Genomic DNA, 16332 nt, shown 5'->3' on the forward strand with positions numbered 1-16332 from the left:
AAAAATGAGAATTACCTTCCCCGAACAAGCCAACAACTGATAACCGATAATCGACAACTGACAACAGAAAAACGACTAACTATTTTTTCGTAATTTCGGCCCGTAATATTACTTATTTATGTCTGAATTTTGGTTGTACTTCAATCTGGGCCTGGAACACGTGTTGGACTGGAATGCCTATGATCACATTTTATTTTTGATCGTCCTTGTAGCTGCTTACAGTTTCTCTTCCTGGAGACGGGTGCTGTCGCTGGTTACCATCTTTTTCCTGGGTCACACTGTTGCTTTATTTCTTTCGGTTTACCAGGTGGTGAGCATAAGCAGTAAGTGGATCGAGCTGCTCATTGCCGTGACAATCCTGGTAACTGCACTTTTCAACCTGTTTACCGCAAAACGAAAAGAGAAACAGCTCAATGCAGGATTGCTCTACTTCAGCACAGGATTCTTCGGCCTCATACATGGCTTCGGATTTTCTACCTTCTTTAAAATGGTGGCGGGGAACCAGGAAACCAAATTCCTTCCGCTTATAGAATTTGCATTGGGAATAGAAGCGGCGCTTATTATCGTGGCATTCGTGGTGCTTTTATTTTCCTTTATCTTTCAGAATTTCTTCCGGGTATCACGGCGGGACTGGATCATTGTTACCTCATCTATAGTTATAGGGGTTATTCTTCCTATCTTACGTGAAAATATACAGCCGTTTTTATAAAATTTTAACTCACTTAAATTGTAATAAACCTCACCTTGCAATACTTTAGTAGGTCCTCTTTCACAGGTGCCTGCGGGAATATTGCAAAGCTTTTTTTAAGATATGCAAGATACCAAGCAACTCAAATATGACAAGGCCTACCTGCGCATAGCCCGGGAATGGGGGAAGCTTTCCCACTGTAAAAGAAAGCAGGTTGGCGCACTTATTGTGAAAGACAGGATGATAATTTCCGACGGATATAACGGTACCCCCACCGGTTTTGAGAATTTTTGTGAGGATGAAGAGGGTTATACAAAATGGTACGTACTTCACGCTGAAGCAAATGCCATCCTTAAGGTAGCTTCCTCTACACAATCCTGCCAGGGTGCAACCTTATACATTACCATGTCCCCTTGCAAGGAATGCAGCAAACTCATTCACCAAAGCGGGATCACCCGGGTGGTGTATCAAATAGATTATAAAGACAATTCTGGCCTTGATTTTTTACAAAAGGCCGGGGTTAAATTACAACAGGTAACAGAGCTTGATACTTAATTGAAGAACAACAACAAAATATACCTTCCGCTCTTATTGGGGCTTGTTTGTGCCGCAGGGATCCTGCTTGGCTCAAAGATAAACTTTACCCAAAATCAGGGGCTTTTTTCCTCCAATCCCAAGAAGGAAAAACTCAACCGGCTTATAGATTACATTGACTACGAATATGTAGACGCGGTGAATACAGATAGTATTGTGGATATCACGGTGAACAGGATCCTGGAGAATCTGGACCCTCATTCAGTCTATATCCCACAGCAGGAATATGCCAGTGTTTCAGAAAGTATGAAAGGCGATTTTGTTGGGATAGGCGTAAGTTTCCAGAGTGTAAATGACACCATTGTCGTAATACAGCCCCTTAAAGGAGGCCCCAGCGAACGCATAGGGATCAAAGGCGGGGACCGCATCCTCTATGCCAATGACGAGCAGCTTTTTGACCGCAATATGACCAATGATTCGCTTATAAGTCAGCTTAAAGGAGTCGAGAATTCAAATGTTACCCTTACGGTTTTTCGAAAAGGACTAAAAGATCTGCTCAAGTTCAATGTAAAGCGTGGAAGGGTACCTTTAAAAAGTGTGGATGCTGCATATATGCTTACCAATGATCTTGGGTACATTAAAATAAACCGTTTTGCTGAAACTACTTTTAAAGAATTTAAGGAAAGCCTTAAAGAATTAAAGAGACAGGGAGCAACCCAAATCGCTTTGGACCTTAGGGATAATCCTGGCGGTTATCTTTCAGAAGCCATAAATATAGTAGATGAATTCCTGGAAGACGGGAAGCCAATCCTCTTTACCAAAAACAAGAAAGGGGCTATGGAAGAGACTTTTTCCAGTAGAAAGGGTACTTATGAGGACAAGGAGATCTTTGTTCTTATCAATGAGAATTCTGCTTCTGCCAGTGAGATCATAGCGGGGGCCTTCCAGGATAATGACAGGGGTACCATTATTGGACGTAGATCTTATGGAAAAGGCCTGGTGCAAAGGGAAATGGAACTGGGCGACGGCAGTGCTGTGCGTCTTACAATTGCGCGTTATTATACTCCTACAGGGAGGTCCATTCAGAAATCTTATGAAGAAGGCAATGAGGCTTACTTCAATGACTATATACGCCGGTATAAGAACGGTGAACTTTCCAGTGCCGATAGTATAAGCGTGGATGACAGTTTGAAATATGTGACCCCGGGAGGACGCATAGTTTATGGTGGTGGGGGAATAATTCCGGATGTGTTTGTGCCAAAGGATACCAATGTGGAGAAGGAAAACCTTACCTATATCCTGCGCAGCGGCTTCCTGAGCACTTTCGTATTCCAGCAGCTTGAAAAAGACCGTAGCTTTTACAACTCCCTTAGCTGGGAAGAATTCAACAACCGGGAACTTGTAAATGATGAGACTGTAGAGGACTTTCGTAGATATGCCCGCTCCCAGAATATTCCTGTGAGGATCAATAACTATAAGCCCCTGGTGAAACGTTACCTAACGGCTGTTATGGCCCAGCAATTGTTTGGCACCGATGAATTTCAGCGATTAATTAATGAAGATGACCGAATTGTAGAAAAAGTCATTGAATTATCTAAAAGTTCCTAGTATATTCGTAAGCATGGATGCCTATAATGACTATACGGCCATTTTTTTATTGTTGTCCCCCCTGTGTTTCTACATAATAGCTGTAAGCTTCAGGTTAATGGACAACAGTGCCTTGTTATTCCTGCAAAAGGAGATCCTGGTAGACTCTTCAAATGTCTCTTTAAAAGCAATCGAGGAACAGATAAAATCCTCTGCCGACTTTAGATTTAAAAAGCAACTTAAGCGCGCGTTACTGTTCAGGAAACTCCACAGGATCTTTATTATCATTATGATCGCCTGCCTTCCCGTAACTGTGATTACCTACTTTACCTTATTCTAATTTATCGTGCACCTTAGTGTGCTCTCCATCATTCCACAAGGTCAAAATATCTGTAGCAACGGCAGCTCCACTCCCACAGGCTATAGCATACTGGCTCCTGTGACCTGCAAGGGTACCTGCAACATAAAGTCCCGGGAGCACCAGGTGGTCTTCATTCTTTAATTGTATCCTGTTCTTTGCTGAAGGGGATTTTTTATGCGGAATGATATAGGACTCCAGCCCCTTTATCTTCATAAGGTCTGTATACCCCACAGCGACAACTATAATTTTAGATTTGTAGGAATTTTTATTGGTGCGTAACCTGATTCCCTCACCCTCAACTGAAATTTCGATCACTTTCTCCCGGGAGATCTGCACTACCTGCGGGTATAATTTCTCCAGATGAACCAGGCCTTCCCGAAGGATCTCTGCTCCCGTGGTACCCGGGGTAATGCCCAATGCATTATTGATCACAGCAGATTGTAAATGCGAAGCCTTCTGGTGCGCAATAATTCCTACAGAATGATTTTGTGCGTAGGATTTTTCTTTCGCCGACCCTAAAACAAGGGCGCAGGAAAGTCCGGCAGCACCGGCCCCTACGATCATCACCTCAAAATTCATTATTGTTTGGATTTCTTAGCAATAGCACGCGACGTAAGCAGAATGCCCAGGAGTACCAGCACGCAGGCGGCACAAAGGATCCCTATAAGGGCAATCCCGCTTTGCCCCGCAAGGAGGTTTTCAAAATCCAGTACGGTAAAATTATACCCAATTACTGCCACCGCAATGATCATAAGGATATATATAAAGATCTTCATAATAGATTATTTTTTTTGCCGGAAGCTTAACCTGTAGTTTTCCGGTTAATCAAACAGGCTTTGAATATTCGTGGTAAAAAGCTTAACAGCTATCGCCAGCAAAATTACACCAAATATTTTTCGTATCACATTGATGCCTTGTTTCCCCAAAAACCTTTCCATCTTTCCAGAGGATTTAAGCACAATGTATACAATGATGATATTTACCAGGATAGAAGCTACTATATTCACAGTATGATATTCTGCCCTTAGGGAAAGCAGCGTTGTCATGGTACCCGCTCCCGCGATGAGCGGAAAGGCAAGCGGCACCACCGCAGCAGTCTCTGGTGCGTCATCCTTATATAAAGTAATGCCCAGGATCATTTCCAGAGCAAGAAAGAACAGGATAAAAGAACCAGCTACCGCAAAGGAATTCACATCTATCCCAATAAGGTTAAGGATCTCCTTCCCCACGAACAGGAACACGATCATAAGGATACCCGCAACAATAGTAGCCTTCTCGCTTTGAATATGCCCCGCTTTTTTTCGCAGGTCAATGATGATTGGAATACTCCCAATAATATCTATTACCGCAAAAAGGATCATGCTTGCAGTCGCGATTTCCCGGAGATCAAAATTCATAATTAAGGATCTTAAAATTCTGGGCAAAATTAAGTTTTAAAACCAGATCCCGCGTTATATAACTGTAAAATAAAGTCTGTTTTCATTGCCTGTGTTTTTGGCTGCTGAAGTGTTTCTAAAATTCACATAATTAGATATCTTTGCCGCATGTTTCAACTGGGAAAAACCATCGTTTCTGAAGAGATCTTTGAAAAAGATTTTGTGTGCAACCTCTCTGCCTGCAAAGGTGCCTGCTGTATTGACGGCGACGCCGGCGCCCCTCTTGATGAGGAGGAGACCAAAATCCTGGAGGAGATCTATCCTGCAGTAAAACCATTCCTTCGTCCTGAAGGTATCGAAGCCATCGAAAAACAGGGAACTTCGATAATTGGCGAGGATGGGGAATTTGAAACCCCGCTGATCGATGGGGCAGATTGTGCTTATGTCACCTTTGACACCAAAGGCATTGCACTTTGTGGCATCGAGGAAGCCTATAACCAGGGAAAGATCTCCTGGAAAAAACCTGTTTCCTGCCATTTGTATCCCGTAAGAGTGCAGGATTATTCAGAATTTGCGGCTGTGAACTACCACCACTGGCATATTTGCGATGATGCCTGCTCCCTGGGGAAGGAATTACAGGTACCGGTATATAAGTTTGTAAAGGAGGCTTTGATTAGAAAATTTGGGGAAGACTGGTATGAGGAACTGGAGAAAACTGCCCTGGAGTTTAAACTGAAAAAAGAAAAGGCCGTTAAACGTTAATTCCCCTAATCAACTAATTCTTTATATCTCATCTTTGGTGTGAGATTAAAGATAGGTGAATGTATGTTAAGCCTTGCTGTAAATAATCAGAGACCATATAATTCTCACTCAGGCGTTCACTTTGAATCCGGAATTGTTTAAGAAATTTCACGCTTTTTAGAATTTCGTCAGGTGTTGTTTCCTATATACGTAGAAGTTAGTCCACGCTCTATATTCTAGCAGCGGAAGCGATCCAGACTATTTTAACCGGGCAACAATATTATTTTTAATATCTGAATTCTCCCGTGAGGAATTTTCTTTAAATTTACTGTTCCCTTCCTTAGGAAGCTACTCCAAAAATGAACCCCTCTGCGATTGCCCGACAGTCCCGGAGCCCTTCACAGTTAAATCCTGTTGCATTCCCCTATTCATCTGCATTTTTAAAGAATTTACAATTTTATTTTATGCATAGCATTACTTTACGCCAAATGGCCCTTCTTTTTGTGACCGGTCTTCTAACCTGCTCTATTGCGCAGGCCCAGATCCAAAAACCCGATCGCCCGATAGAGGACTTTGAATTCCGAAAGAATACTGCCCTGGTATACTCTGTAGATCCCAAAACCAACGGGATCAACGAGGTATTTTTAAAAGAACCCAATGTGGAGCACCAGCTCTATAAATTAAAGGAAGATTGTTACAGGTGTGAATATTATTTAGGAAGTGTAGAAGGCACTTTAAAAATAAAGGACAGTAAGATCGTAAACAGCAGGAGCTCTGTTTTCACTATTAATACAATGGAAAACCTAATGCCCGGCACCGATTTTCTTCCAGGGCCGGAATATGCCCCCGGCAGCCGCTTTAGTCTGGCAGGAATAAAAACCACTGTTTTGGCCAATCAAAAAGGATCCTTTGTTCTTAAAGCAAATTGAAAATTTGCAGATTATTTTAACCACTGTTTTTTTCGGAATCGCAGACCGTCAATAACTCTAAGTTATTGATTTTGTGCGATAAAACTTTTGAAGGATCATTTCTTTTTGTAAATTTAGATCACTTCCCTAACAAGTTTAACTCCAAAGCACGAACCCTGCTTCCCACAGCAGTGGAGAAAAAGGAAATTTAATCTGGCCAATTTTCCGGCTGTCCAAATATTAAGCATATGAAGTTGAACGATCAAATTATCTCAATATTCCTGCTTTGCAGTTCGCTACTCCTGGCTGGAAATGCCTTTAGCTTCCAGCAGGAGGAAATACGGCATATGATGGCACAGGATACTATCCTGGTAGTCTCTACGGGAATGAATTTTGAACTCCCGGCAGAGTTCCCTTCGGGCTGGACAACCTTTAAATATGATAACCGCAGCGGGGATACGCATTTTTTTGTGCTGGAAAAACTGCCGGAAGGTAAAAGCATAGAGAACACCCGCAAGGAGGTGGTACCTGTATTCAACAGGGCGATGGATTATATAAATAACGGCGACAGCGAACAGGGATTTGCTGAATTTAATGACCTCCCGGCCTGGTTCTTTGATGTGGTCTTCACAGGAGGCCCCGGTCTTATTTCTCCTGGTAGAGCGGCAATCACCACAGTAGATCTCGAGCCCGGCAATTATGTGATAGAATGTTACGTCAAGATGCCCAATGGGATGTTTCATACAGCTATGGGCATGCTGGAGGAATTTAAAGTGAAAGAGACTAAAGGAGAAGGAAAACCACCGTATGAGGATGTGCTCCTGGAGATCTCGGCAGATGAAGGCATTACCTACAAAGAAAATCCACGTGAGGGGAAAATGAATTTTTCTGTATTCTTTCGCGATCAAAAACCACACGAACATTTTGTAGGACACGATGTGCACCTGGTGCGGCTGGAGGAGAATGCCAACCTGGATGAATTAAATACCTGGATGAACTGGAGTGATCCAGATGCTTTTAAAACGCCGGTACCAGAAGGGGTCATATTCCTTGGCGGCACCCAGGAAATGCCCGAAGGAAAGACGTCCTATTTCACTGCCACCCTTACCCCGGGAAATTATGCCTTTATAGCCGAAGTGCCCGACCCAAGGTCCAAAAATATGCTGGTAACTTTTAGTATCCCCGGCAACAGGTTAAGTAAACGGTGATAAAATTGGAGGGAAAACAGGTATAGGAAATATATAAATTGGAAAGTACTTTTTGCAGTTAATATATGAGTATTCCACCTTAAAACTGCTTGGATATGAGACATCTAATTCTTAAACTGGTAGTGCTCCCGGTGTTCTTTTATTTTACCTATAACACCGCTGCACAAAGTAGCCTCCAGGGAAATGTAACCAACTGGACCCAGGGGGAGAGCCTTATCGTTTATTTTGGAATGTTCAATGATGAAATGACAAAGATTGGGACCATTAGTGAAGACGGGACCATGAATATTCCATTGGATCCCGATTATTTGAACAGCTTTAGAGAAATTGCTGAAAAAGAAGCCGCTAACGCCCCACAGGGCTGGTCTATGAGTTATAAGACGCTCGCCACCACCTTCCCCTGTCTTAATGAAGAATCTGCTGTGACTATCAACGGAGAGGCTATAGTAAGCGGTCTTCCTCAATTATTTCTTACAGACCCATCGGGCTTCACAGAATTGGGGATCCTTTATGCCGCCAGCTCAATCGAAGTTGCCACCTGGTTAAAATCTTACGGAATGGAGAGTGTAATACCGGGTTATTATTTAGAATGGCTTTTTATGGAAGAGGAAGGATTTGCCAACGGCAAATGTGTAACGCCCACCTATACTGGTAATGATAGTGAATCATATGAAGACACATACCTGGTAGATGTAAAGCTGCAAAAGGGCTGGAATATGATCAAATATGAGATTACAGATGTTTTTACCTCAAAAACAGGAAAAACCTATCCTTCAAAAACACTTGTAAGCAGGGTGGAAAACCTGCCAGAAGATATCCAATGGCTGGCCATTGGAAATTGAGCCCTTACCCCACTAATTTTTAAAGGGATCCAAAGAATGTAGTTTTAATATTTTAAAGATGTACACCATGAAAAAAGTACTAATAACAGGAATCTTAGTGGCCTTTTGCGCCCTGCCGTTACAAGCGCAGTTTTTAAAGAAGCTTCAGAAAAAAGTGGAGCAAAGGGTTGAAAACACAGTCACCAATAAGGTGGCCGACAAGGCTGCTGCAGAGGCAGGAAAGTCAATGGATAACATGCTGAATTTTGACTTTGGAAAAACCGGCTTTGCTCCAGGTTTTGAAATGGTGGATGTGGCCGAGGTGCCGGAGGTGTATGAATTTGAATGGCGCTATGTTATGACTATGAACACTGCCCAGGGGGATATGGAGATGGAATACTTTCTTAAAAAAGATGCCCCCTATTTTGGAATTCGCATGCCGCAAAATGATGTTTTTATGGTGATGGACCACAAGAGGCAAATGAATGTGATGTACATGAATTCCGGGGAAAACAAAATGGTCATGGCAACAAAAATGCCTGAACTAACGGCTGAAGATATGAAGGAGGCTGAAGAGTACAACGAGGAAATGTCATTTAAACCCATAGGAAGTAAAGAGATCCTGGGTTATGACTGCAAGGGTTTCCAGGCAGAGAATGAGGATATGGTCTATACCTTTTATGTAACCTCAGAGCCGGAAATAAGTTTTAATGACATCTACAGGAATGAAAACACACAGCTCCCTAAAGGATTTGATCCGCAATGGCTGGAAGATGCAAATGGACTTATGATGCAAATGATCATGGAGGGCAAGAAAAAAGCAAAGGAGAACGTCTCAATGACCTGCACTGCATTGGAGAAAAAACCCTTCAGCATCCAAAAGAATGAATACAAGAGTATGGCAGGAGAATAAACTAACCGGCCTTATTTCCGGATCCCGTTCTCATCACGAACGGGATCTTTTTTTTTCGATTTTGTAAATAACAAAACAAAGGAAGGGGTATTATCCTGGACCTCAACCAAATGACCCTCAACACTTGTTAAAAATTAATTGAACCTATTTTTATAATCTTTAAAATATATTTGTTTGGAAATCAGCGTTTTGATCCTTTAAAAGCCTTAAAACAGCATCCAAAATTTCCTGTTTTATGTTAAAAACTTTGTTGAAAACGTTTGCCGGAGTCTCTCCTTTTACCTGATATTAATTTTCATATTTGTTAAAGCCAAAATCAATACGGCTGATAATCAATACGAAACGGGTCTAAAAATGCCAAATAAGGAACCTATTCTCAAGGACAACAAAGACAGATTTGTAATTTTTCCTGTAAAACACAATGATATTTGGGACTGGTTCAAGCAAGCACAGGCCACCTTCTGGACTGCTGAAGAAATAGACTTCCATCAGGACGTGCAGGACTGGAATACCAAACTCTCCAGCCGCGAACAAAATTATCTTAAACAATTACTGGCATTCATGGCTGCTTCACAGGACTTGAGCCGTAATTTAACCGCGTCCTTAAATACTGAAATAAAGGAGCCGGGGTCAGGATCATTTTTTGGTTTCCAGCAAATGATGGAAAACACTTACCGGGAAACTTTCTCTATGCTTTTGAATATTTACATTCCCGAAGAAGCAGAATATGAGGAGCTGCCAGAGAAGGTAACCTCTTCCAAAACATTTATCGAAAGATCAAATTGGCAGGCTGCTTTTGAGACCGCAGCATTTGCCGAAAGACTGGTTGCGATGGCTGCTTTAAAAGGGATTTTCTCTACGGGAACCGCTTGTGTTATTAACAGGTTGAAGAACCGCAATCTGCTCCCGGGATTAACTTATGCGGGAAACCTAATTGCAAGGGACCTTGAGACCCACAGGGATTTCGCCTGTTACTTGCATAACAATCATTTGACAAACAGGGTGAGCAAGGCCAGGATACGCGAGATCCTCCTGCAGGCTCACAGGATAGAAGAACAATTTTTCACCTCCTGCCTTCCAATTAATATGAGCGGCCTTAGTCCCGCTGCCACCACACAGCATTTAGAATTTGTTACCGATGCTTTGTTGGAAGCCTTTGGTTGTGAAAAGGAATTCGGCAGTGAAAGCCCTTATGCTTTTATGAACAATACCCCCTCTCCACAGGTGGGAATCCTGGAAAGGAGAGCAGGAGAATTGAAAAAGACAACTAAAGAACAGGATACTAATAAGATAAACCAGAATACCGGTCATTAGGCCGACTCTAAGCCGGTACAGCCGTGTCCCCCATCACGGCTGTACCGGCTAACGAATAGAGATGCGGAAACAGGGAAAACCGCACCTAAAGATTTTATCCCCCGACAAATAATGTCAATTACCTTAAAAAGGGAAGTATTCGAGAGTTTACTTCCCTTTTTTATTATTTTTGGCAGCCGGGCAAAAATACCTGCAGCAGGGAAATGAAAGGGATAATTCAAATAAAATAGCACAATAATGATGAACTGGGAACAGCTCCTTTCTCTAAAGAGATATGGAGATAAAAACAAAAGGTTACGCAAGGAACAAAATGAGACCCGGCTGGGTTTTGAAGTAGATTATGACAGGATCATCTTCTCCCAGGCATTTCGAAGTTTGCAGGACAAGACCCAGGTCATCCCCCTTTCAAAAACAGATTTTGTTCACACCCGCCTTACCCATAGTTTGGAAGTATCTGTAGTGGGACGTTCCCTGGGCAGGCTGGCAGGACAAAAGATCCTGGAAAAGCACCCGCACCTTAACACCATCCACGGTTACCAGATGAATGATTTTGGCGCTATAGTAGCCGCAGCTTCCCTGGCACACGATATTGGGAATCCGCCGTTTGGACATTCGGGTGAAAAGGCGATTGGAGAATATTTCAGCCTTGGAAATGGCAAACGATTTAAAGACCGGCTTACCGCAGGAGAATATGAGGACCTCATCAGGTTTGAAGGAAATGCAAACGGCTTTAAAATCCTTACCCAGACCCGGCCCGGGATTGAAGGAGGTATACGCCTGTCCTATGCCACCCTGGGAGCATTTATAAAATACCCAAAGGAATCCCTTCCGCATAGACCCACCCGAAATATAGGTGATAAGAAATTCGGCATCTTTCAAACCGAGAAAGAGATATTTGAGGAAGTGGCTGGAGAACTAGGGCTTTTACAGGTGAGAAAAGGAGAACAGGTAGCTTTTGCAAGACATCCACTCGCGTTCCTTGTGGAGGCTGCAGATGATATTTGTTATACCATCATTGATTTTGAGGATGGGATCAATTTAGGCCTTATCGATGAGGAATATGCCCTGGAATATCTCATTAAGCTGGTAAAGAACAGCATCAATACTGCCAAATACAATGCCCTTACCAATACTGCCGACAGGCTTAGCTACCTGCGGGCACTGGCCATTAATACTCTTATAACCGAAGCGGTAGAGATCTTCCTGAAGAATGAGGAGGCTATCCTCAAGGGCGAATTTCACGAATCCCTTTTTGATAAGAGCAGCTATGAAGCCCAGATCAAGGATATTATAAAAATAAGCGTGGAAAAGATCTACCAGAGCGAAGAGGTGATCAATAAGGAGATTGCCGGCTATAAAATGCTCTCCCACCTGCTGGACACTTATACCAGTGCTTTCCTTCCCGCCAGCCCTGAGGAAGAGGATTCCAATTTTAATGGCCTGGTAAGAAAATCTGTAGCAAGATTAAATCCAGGGGAAGGATCTGTTTACAACACCCTCCTGGAAATATGCTCCTATACCGCTTCGCTTACAGATGGGTTTACGGTGGCGTCGTTTGAAAAATATAAAGGGTTGAGATTGTGATCGTCGCCGCGGAGGCGGAATCAAGAGGCAAGAGACAAGAATCAAGAACCAAGAAACAAGAGACTTCTGGATTAGAAAATTGAGAAGAGAAGAGAGAAGTTATAGTACCGCCACTCTGATAATCACAATTTTAAAACATAGTTAACTACTTAAAATTTTTAAGTAGCTCAAATAACTTGTCCCGTAGGGACTATCTATGGGTAGAAAAAATAATCCCAACGTCTACCTGTGCCGTAGGTACAGAATATGACACAAATTTTATATGCCGTACCTAAAGGCACGAGATTTTTTTACCTGGTTCGATTCTACCCATATGTAGTCCCTAACGGGACAAAGCAGAAATCCTGATTATATAAAATCCAGTCTCGCCAGGTAAACCTCACAGGTTTTAAAAACCTGTGAGGTTTGAACGTGAAAGAAAGCAAAAAGAGAACTTAACTAAGAGATGGGAGTTTGAAAATTTCTTTATCCAGAGATCCTCTTTTTTAAGTCCATTCTCTCGTGTAGAATTCTTGAAATTTCTACATAATTCTCATTCATCACTCGATAAAAAATAATATGTCGGTTCGTTTTTAAACCTAACAAACCCGGAGTGATCCCGTCATAATTCTTACCGAGATTTGGATCATTAGCAATTTGGCGACAAATGGGAATAAGTGTTTCGTAATATTTATCGGCTTGCTTTTCAGACCAGAATTCACGCGTATATTCCCAAATTCCAGACAAGTCCTGAACGGCTTTATTAGTCAGCCTAAATCCGGCCATTTATTTTCTACCTGCTTTTAAAGATTTCAGATGTCTTTTTGGATCGAAATCAGTAGCAATCCCGCTATCAATCCCTTCCTGAATGGCGATCCTTAAAACAGCAGCTTTGTTTTCCTCCTCTTCTAAAAGCCTCAATCCTGCTCGTATAACTTCACTAACGTTTTTATAGCGCCCTTCTTCAATACGGCTTTTCACAAACTGTTCAAAATATTGCCCAAGGGAAATGGAGGTGTTTTTATTCATAAAACTACATATTGAACTCTAATATACCAAAAATTGGTATAAATTCAGTTTTTCTGATTGATAAATTTCTACGAGGAAGGATTGAAAGAAATATTAAATAATCAAAATCCAGTCTCGCCAGGTTTTGAGCCTGAAAGAACGATTTTCGTATAGTCTTGATCTGAAGTTTAGAAAATAGGACAAGGGCATCAGGCTCTAAAAATTATAAACCACTCCCACTCCAAGCATTTGCTTCCACTGAATACGCGGGCCAAGGGTTTCCAGCTGGCCATCTCCATTAATGTCCTCGCGCACCTTTACATCGTCATCATAGCGCACGTGTGAGCCAATACTGGCTTTAATGAAGTCATTCACCTGCATATTCACATTGAGCTCCCAGTCCACATCGATATTTCCAAACCGGTTAAGATAATCTGAATACAGGCTTAATTGATTATCCAGATTTACGTTATCAAATATCTCTTTGGTAAAACCGCTGGTGAGCAGGATCCCGAGCTCGGTACGTACTCTTTCTCCATCTTCGATTATGTTACCCTCCTCATCCCTAATTGCAGGGGTAACCCCAAACCGTCCCTGATTCGCCAGCGTCCTGTCCAGAACGAAGGTGGATTTTTGTGTTACCGGGGAGAGGTATACTGTTAGATCTTCTCTTGGGTGTGTATATTCTGTTCCTATCCCGATAAAAATATAACCCGGAGCCATGAATTTGGAAATGGGTTGTTCGGTATCAGGATATCTGTACCCATTGGCGAACTGGGTATTAAAATTGAATTTTGCCGAATACCGAAAATCTGATATCGAGTCCCTCCTGTAACCAAAGGTAGAGTTCACTACTATTTGATCTTCAGTTTTTCTAAGTTCCCTGCCTTCCTGCGCATTGATCCCATAGCGTACCTGGGCATTACTTCGCCAGGAAAGGAGATCTTTTTGATAACGGCGTTCAAAATTCCCATGGAACAATGCTGAAACCGAATTGTTTCCCCCTGCATTCCAGTTCACGAAAGCTACCTCATTAAAGTTGACTCCCACGGCATTCTTTTTTGTCCAGAATATCATCACCTCCTGCGGCACATCGGCCACACTCTCCACACTGGTAGAATCTATAGTGGGCAAGGCAGTACCTGTAGTATCAATACCAACCAGGGGTTTGAACTCTGCCTTTATAATTCGGGGAGCAGCCGGCATCGCAAAGATCCCGGTGGTAAAAAATAAGAAGCATATTAAAAAGGGAACGGGGTATTCAATTCTTTTAAACATAATATTCTGCAGGGACTACAAATTTAACTTAACAAGTCCGTCATGGTCTTTCCTATACTCTCAACGTCAATTTTGGCAATTTCATATAATTCTTCCAAACTTCCGTGTTCAATAAACTCATCTGGGATCCCAAGGCATTTTATGGTAGCGCTATATGAATGTAAGGCTGCAAATTCCAGCACCGCGGTACCGAAGCCTCCTGTCACCGCAGCATCCTCTACTGTGATCACCTTCGCAAAATTATGGAATATATCGTGAAGCAGGCTCTCATCCAGAGGTTTAACAAATTTGGCATCAAAATGTGCGATTTTCCCCGGTTTATTTATTAGATCGATAGCCTTCTCCACATTATGAAAAATACTGCCAATACTTATAACAGCAATCCTGCTTCCTTTCCTTACCTGTTCCCCTTTTCCATATTCCATTTTTTTGAACGGCAGCTGCCAGTTGGGAAATACACCTCTCCCTCGCGGATATCTTATAGCAATAGGGCCCGGCAGTTCTTCCTGTACCGTGTAGATCAAATTACGCAGGTCATGTTCATTTGCAGGAGCTGCGATCATCATATTGGGAATACATCGTAAATATGATATATCAAAGACACCATGATGCGTAGCCCCATCCTCGCCAACCAGCCCTGCCCTGTCAAGACAGAATATTACAGGTAGATTTTGCAGCGCCACATCGTGGATCACCTGGTCATAAGCTCTTTGAAGGAAAGTGGAATAGATCGCACAAAAAACGCTAAGCCCCCGGGTAGCCATACCGGCTGCCAGGGTTACAGCGTGCTGTTCGGCTATACCCACATCAAAGGCCCTTTCAGGAAAAGCCTCCATCATATATTTAAGAGAACTTCCGGTGGGCATTGCCGGGGTAATTCCTATGATCTTTTCGTTCTTTTGAGCCAGTTCAACAAGGGTAAGTCCAAAAACATCCTGATATTTAAGGGGAAGCCCGTAGGTATCATACGGCAGCAGTTCCCCGGTATCTGGCACAAATTTACCCGGGGCGTGATATTTCACCTGGTCCTCCTCAGCCTTTTTGAGCCCTTTCCCTTTTGTAGTGATCACATGCAGGAACTTGGGACCATCAACTTTTTTCAATTCCTCCAGGGTTTTTATAAGCCCAGGGAGATCATGCCCGTCTACCGGACCAAAATATTTAAAATTAAGGGCTTCAATAATATTATCCTGTGCAGGTTTATATCCTACCCTCGCTTTGGTAAGGTATTGCTTTAAAGCGCCAACACTGGGATCAATTCCAATGGCATTATCGTTAAGGATGACAAGCAGGTTTGCCTTTGTCACCCCGGCGTGGTTGAGGCCTTCAAAGGCCATCCCGCTGGCGATAGAGGCATCTCCAATTACGGCGATATGCTGCCTCTCCAGGTCTCCCTGCAAGGCCGAGGCAATGGCCATTCCCAGTGCTGCAGAGATGGAGGTGGAGGAGTGACCCGTACCAAAGGTATCGTACTCACTCTCGCTGCGCCTGGGAAATCCGCTAAGGCCTTCCAGCTGCCTGTTCGTATGGAACGACTCTCTTCTCCCGGTAAGAATCTTATGGCCATAAGCCTGGTGGCCCACATCCCATACAAGGAGATCATTGGGAGTATTAAAAACATAATGCAATGCGATTGTGAGTTCCACCACCCCAAGACTGGCACCCAGATGGCCCTCCTTGGTCGCTACGATATCTATGATGAATTTCCTTAATTCACCCGCCAATGCCGCCAGCTTTTCCTCAGGAAGTTCCCGTAACTGCGCAGGAGAATCAATTTTATTCAGGATTTTATATGCCATAGCAACAAAGGTACATTTTGGATTTGAATTTGGAAGGCCAAAAATTTTGGTTGGCGGTAGGGGATGTGGTATGAAGGCAGCATGCTGCGTTTCTACAATTTAATTTTCCCCCTTTGTGGCTGGCGATGGTGGGGACGCAGCATGCTGCGTCCCTACAGATTCATCTGCCTTGTATCTTGTTTCCTGGTTCTTGTTTCTTGATTCTTGTTTCTCCTTTCCATATCTTTTCAGCA

General features: G+C 42.8%; 18 protein-coding genes. 11 read left to right on the plus strand and 7 right to left on the minus strand.

Going from position 1 to position 16332, the window contains the following annotated elements:
• The first annotated feature begins 118 nt into the window (after nt 1-118).
• The 4 genes from FHG64_RS08420 to FHG64_RS08435 all read left to right on the plus strand — a co-directional run bounded on the left by FHG64_RS08420 (nt 119) and on the right by FHG64_RS08435 (nt 3149).
• On the plus strand, nt 119-709 hold the full coding sequence (locus tag FHG64_RS08420) for a HupE/UreJ family protein (RefSeq protein WP_139065982.1): 591 nt from the start codon (nt 119-121) through the stop codon (nt 707-709).
• A 102-nt stretch (nt 710-811) separates the two neighbouring features.
• Nucleotides 812-1243: a deoxycytidylate deaminase gene (locus FHG64_RS08425; protein WP_139065983.1), complete on the plus strand. Its 432-nt coding sequence runs from the start codon at nt 812-814 to the stop codon at nt 1241-1243.
• Nucleotides 1244-2830, plus strand: a complete 1587-nt coding sequence (locus FHG64_RS08430; protein ID WP_139065984.1) for a S41 family peptidase — start codon at nt 1244-1246, stop codon at nt 2828-2830.
• A gap of 97 nt (nt 2831-2927) precedes the next feature.
• A complete protein-coding gene (locus FHG64_RS08435; RefSeq protein ID WP_246054354.1) occupies nt 2928-3149 on the plus strand; it encodes a hypothetical protein in 222 nt (73 codons plus the stop codon).
• On the opposite strand, the gene FHG64_RS08440 is transcribed toward FHG64_RS08435, so the two are convergent.
• The 3 genes from FHG64_RS08440 to FHG64_RS08450 are packed head-to-tail and all read right to left on the minus strand — an operon-like array spanning nt 3141 to nt 4567.
• Nucleotides 3141-3749: an FAD-dependent oxidoreductase gene (locus FHG64_RS08440; protein WP_139065985.1), complete on the minus strand. Its 609-nt coding sequence runs from the start codon at nt 3747-3749 to the stop codon at nt 3141-3143. The genes FHG64_RS08435 and FHG64_RS08440 overlap by 9 nt on opposite strands.
• Entirely contained in the window at nt 3749-3946 is a 198-nt protein-coding gene (locus FHG64_RS08445; protein WP_139065986.1) for a hypothetical protein, read from the minus strand. The genes FHG64_RS08440 and FHG64_RS08445 overlap by 1 nt, the downstream gene beginning before the upstream one ends.
• A 45-nt stretch (nt 3947-3991) precedes the next feature.
• Nucleotides 3992-4567 (minus strand): MarC family protein, encoded by a 576-nt coding sequence (locus tag FHG64_RS08450; RefSeq protein WP_139065987.1) that lies wholly within the window; start codon nt 4565-4567, stop codon nt 3992-3994.
• Nucleotides 4568-4714: 147 nt separating this feature from the next.
• Between FHG64_RS08450 and FHG64_RS08455 the strand changes: the two genes are divergently transcribed.
• The 7 genes from FHG64_RS08455 to dgt all read left to right on the plus strand — a co-directional run bounded on the left by FHG64_RS08455 (nt 4715) and on the right by dgt (nt 12035).
• Entirely contained in the window at nt 4715-5308 is a 594-nt protein-coding gene (locus FHG64_RS08455) for a DUF3109 family protein (RefSeq protein ID WP_139065988.1), read from the plus strand.
• Nucleotides 5309-5751: 443 nt separating this feature from the next.
• Complete coding sequence (locus FHG64_RS08460; protein WP_139065989.1) at nt 5752-6216, plus strand: hypothetical protein; 465 nt, start codon at nt 5752-5754, stop codon at nt 6214-6216.
• 227 nt (nt 6217-6443) lie between these two features.
• On the plus strand, nt 6444-7403 hold the full coding sequence (locus tag FHG64_RS08465; protein WP_139065990.1) for a hypothetical protein: 960 nt from the start codon (nt 6444-6446) through the stop codon (nt 7401-7403).
• Between the two features lie 95 nt (nt 7404-7498).
• On the plus strand, nt 7499-8245 hold the full coding sequence (locus tag FHG64_RS08470; RefSeq protein ID WP_139065991.1) for a hypothetical protein: 747 nt from the start codon (nt 7499-7501) through the stop codon (nt 8243-8245).
• A gap of 67 nt (nt 8246-8312) precedes the next feature.
• Nucleotides 8313-9137: a DUF4412 domain-containing protein gene (locus tag FHG64_RS08475; RefSeq protein ID WP_168191339.1), complete on the plus strand. Its 825-nt coding sequence runs from the start codon at nt 8313-8315 to the stop codon at nt 9135-9137.
• Nucleotides 9138-9491: 354 nt separating this feature from the next.
• Complete coding sequence (locus tag FHG64_RS08480; RefSeq protein WP_139065993.1) at nt 9492-10451, plus strand: ribonucleotide-diphosphate reductase subunit beta; 960 nt, start codon at nt 9492-9494, stop codon at nt 10449-10451.
• 240 nt (nt 10452-10691) lie between these two features.
• Nucleotides 10692-12035, plus strand: coding sequence for a dGTP triphosphohydrolase (gene dgt / locus FHG64_RS08485; protein ID WP_139067933.1), 1344 nt, complete (start codon nt 10692-10694; stop codon nt 12033-12035).
• A 465-nt stretch (nt 12036-12500) separates the two neighbouring features.
• On the opposite strand, the gene FHG64_RS08490 is transcribed toward dgt, so the two are convergent.
• From FHG64_RS08490 to FHG64_RS08505, 4 genes are all read right to left on the minus strand, one after another.
• Nucleotides 12501-12800, minus strand: a complete 300-nt coding sequence (locus FHG64_RS08490) for a type II toxin-antitoxin system RelE/ParE family toxin (RefSeq protein WP_139065994.1) — start codon at nt 12798-12800, stop codon at nt 12501-12503.
• On the minus strand, nt 12801-13043 hold the full coding sequence (locus FHG64_RS08495) for a type II toxin-antitoxin system ParD family antitoxin (RefSeq protein WP_139065995.1): 243 nt from the start codon (nt 13041-13043) through the stop codon (nt 12801-12803).
• Between the two features lie 195 nt (nt 13044-13238).
• Nucleotides 13239-14300: a DUF3078 domain-containing protein gene (locus FHG64_RS08500; RefSeq protein ID WP_246054356.1), complete on the minus strand. Its 1062-nt coding sequence runs from the start codon at nt 14298-14300 to the stop codon at nt 13239-13241.
• Between the two features lie 23 nt (nt 14301-14323).
• Entirely contained in the window at nt 14324-16099 is a 1776-nt protein-coding gene (locus FHG64_RS08505) for a 1-deoxy-D-xylulose-5-phosphate synthase (RefSeq protein ID WP_139065996.1), read from the minus strand.
• Nucleotides 16100-16332: the final 233 nt, after the last annotated feature.

The sequence above is a fragment of the Antarcticibacterium flavum genome, from assembly GCF_006159205.1.
GTDB classification, from domain to species: domain Bacteria; phylum Bacteroidota; class Bacteroidia; order Flavobacteriales; family Flavobacteriaceae; genus Gillisia; species Gillisia flava.

Excerpts from the sequence above, each read along its gene's own strand:
- FHG64_RS08420 (WP_139065982.1), top strand. The coding sequence starts at position 119 with ATGTCTGAATTTTGGTTGTACTTCAATCTGGGCCTGGAACACGTGTTG.
- FHG64_RS08425 (WP_139065983.1), top strand. The coding sequence starts at position 812 with ATGCAAGATACCAAGCAACTCAAATATGACAAGGCCTACCTGCGCATA.
- FHG64_RS08435 (WP_246054354.1), top strand. The coding sequence starts at position 2,928 with ATGGACAACAGTGCCTTGTTATTCCTGCAAAAGGAGATCCTGGTAGAC.
- FHG64_RS08440 (WP_139065985.1), bottom strand. The coding sequence starts at position 3,749 with ATGAATTTTGAGGTGATGATCGTAGGGGCCGGTGCTGCCGGACTTTCC.
- FHG64_RS08445 (WP_139065986.1), bottom strand. The coding sequence starts at position 3,946 with ATGAAGATCTTTATATATATCCTTATGATCATTGCGGTGGCAGTAATT.
- FHG64_RS08450 (WP_139065987.1), bottom strand. The coding sequence starts at position 4,567 with ATGAATTTTGATCTCCGGGAAATCGCGACTGCAAGCATGATCCTTTTT.
- FHG64_RS08455 (WP_139065988.1), top strand. The coding sequence starts at position 4,715 with ATGTTTCAACTGGGAAAAACCATCGTTTCTGAAGAGATCTTTGAAAAA.
- FHG64_RS08460 (WP_139065989.1), top strand. The coding sequence starts at position 5,752 with ATGCATAGCATTACTTTACGCCAAATGGCCCTTCTTTTTGTGACCGGT.
- FHG64_RS08465 (WP_139065990.1), top strand. The coding sequence starts at position 6,444 with ATGAAGTTGAACGATCAAATTATCTCAATATTCCTGCTTTGCAGTTCG.
- FHG64_RS08470 (WP_139065991.1), top strand. The coding sequence starts at position 7,499 with ATGAGACATCTAATTCTTAAACTGGTAGTGCTCCCGGTGTTCTTTTAT.
- FHG64_RS08475 (WP_168191339.1), top strand. The coding sequence starts at position 8,313 with ATGAAAAAAGTACTAATAACAGGAATCTTAGTGGCCTTTTGCGCCCTG.
- FHG64_RS08480 (WP_139065993.1), top strand. The coding sequence starts at position 9,492 with ATGCCAAATAAGGAACCTATTCTCAAGGACAACAAAGACAGATTTGTA.
- dgt (WP_139067933.1), top strand. The coding sequence starts at position 10,692 with ATGAACTGGGAACAGCTCCTTTCTCTAAAGAGATATGGAGATAAAAAC.
- FHG64_RS08490 (WP_139065994.1), bottom strand. The coding sequence starts at position 12,800 with ATGGCCGGATTTAGGCTGACTAATAAAGCCGTTCAGGACTTGTCTGGA.
- FHG64_RS08495 (WP_139065995.1), bottom strand. The coding sequence starts at position 13,043 with ATGAATAAAAACACCTCCATTTCCCTTGGGCAATATTTTGAACAGTTT.
- FHG64_RS08500 (WP_246054356.1), bottom strand. The coding sequence starts at position 14,300 with ATGTTTAAAAGAATTGAATACCCCGTTCCCTTTTTAATATGCTTCTTA.
- FHG64_RS08505 (WP_139065996.1), bottom strand. The coding sequence starts at position 16,099 with ATGGCATATAAAATCCTGAATAAAATTGATTCTCCTGCGCAGTTACGG.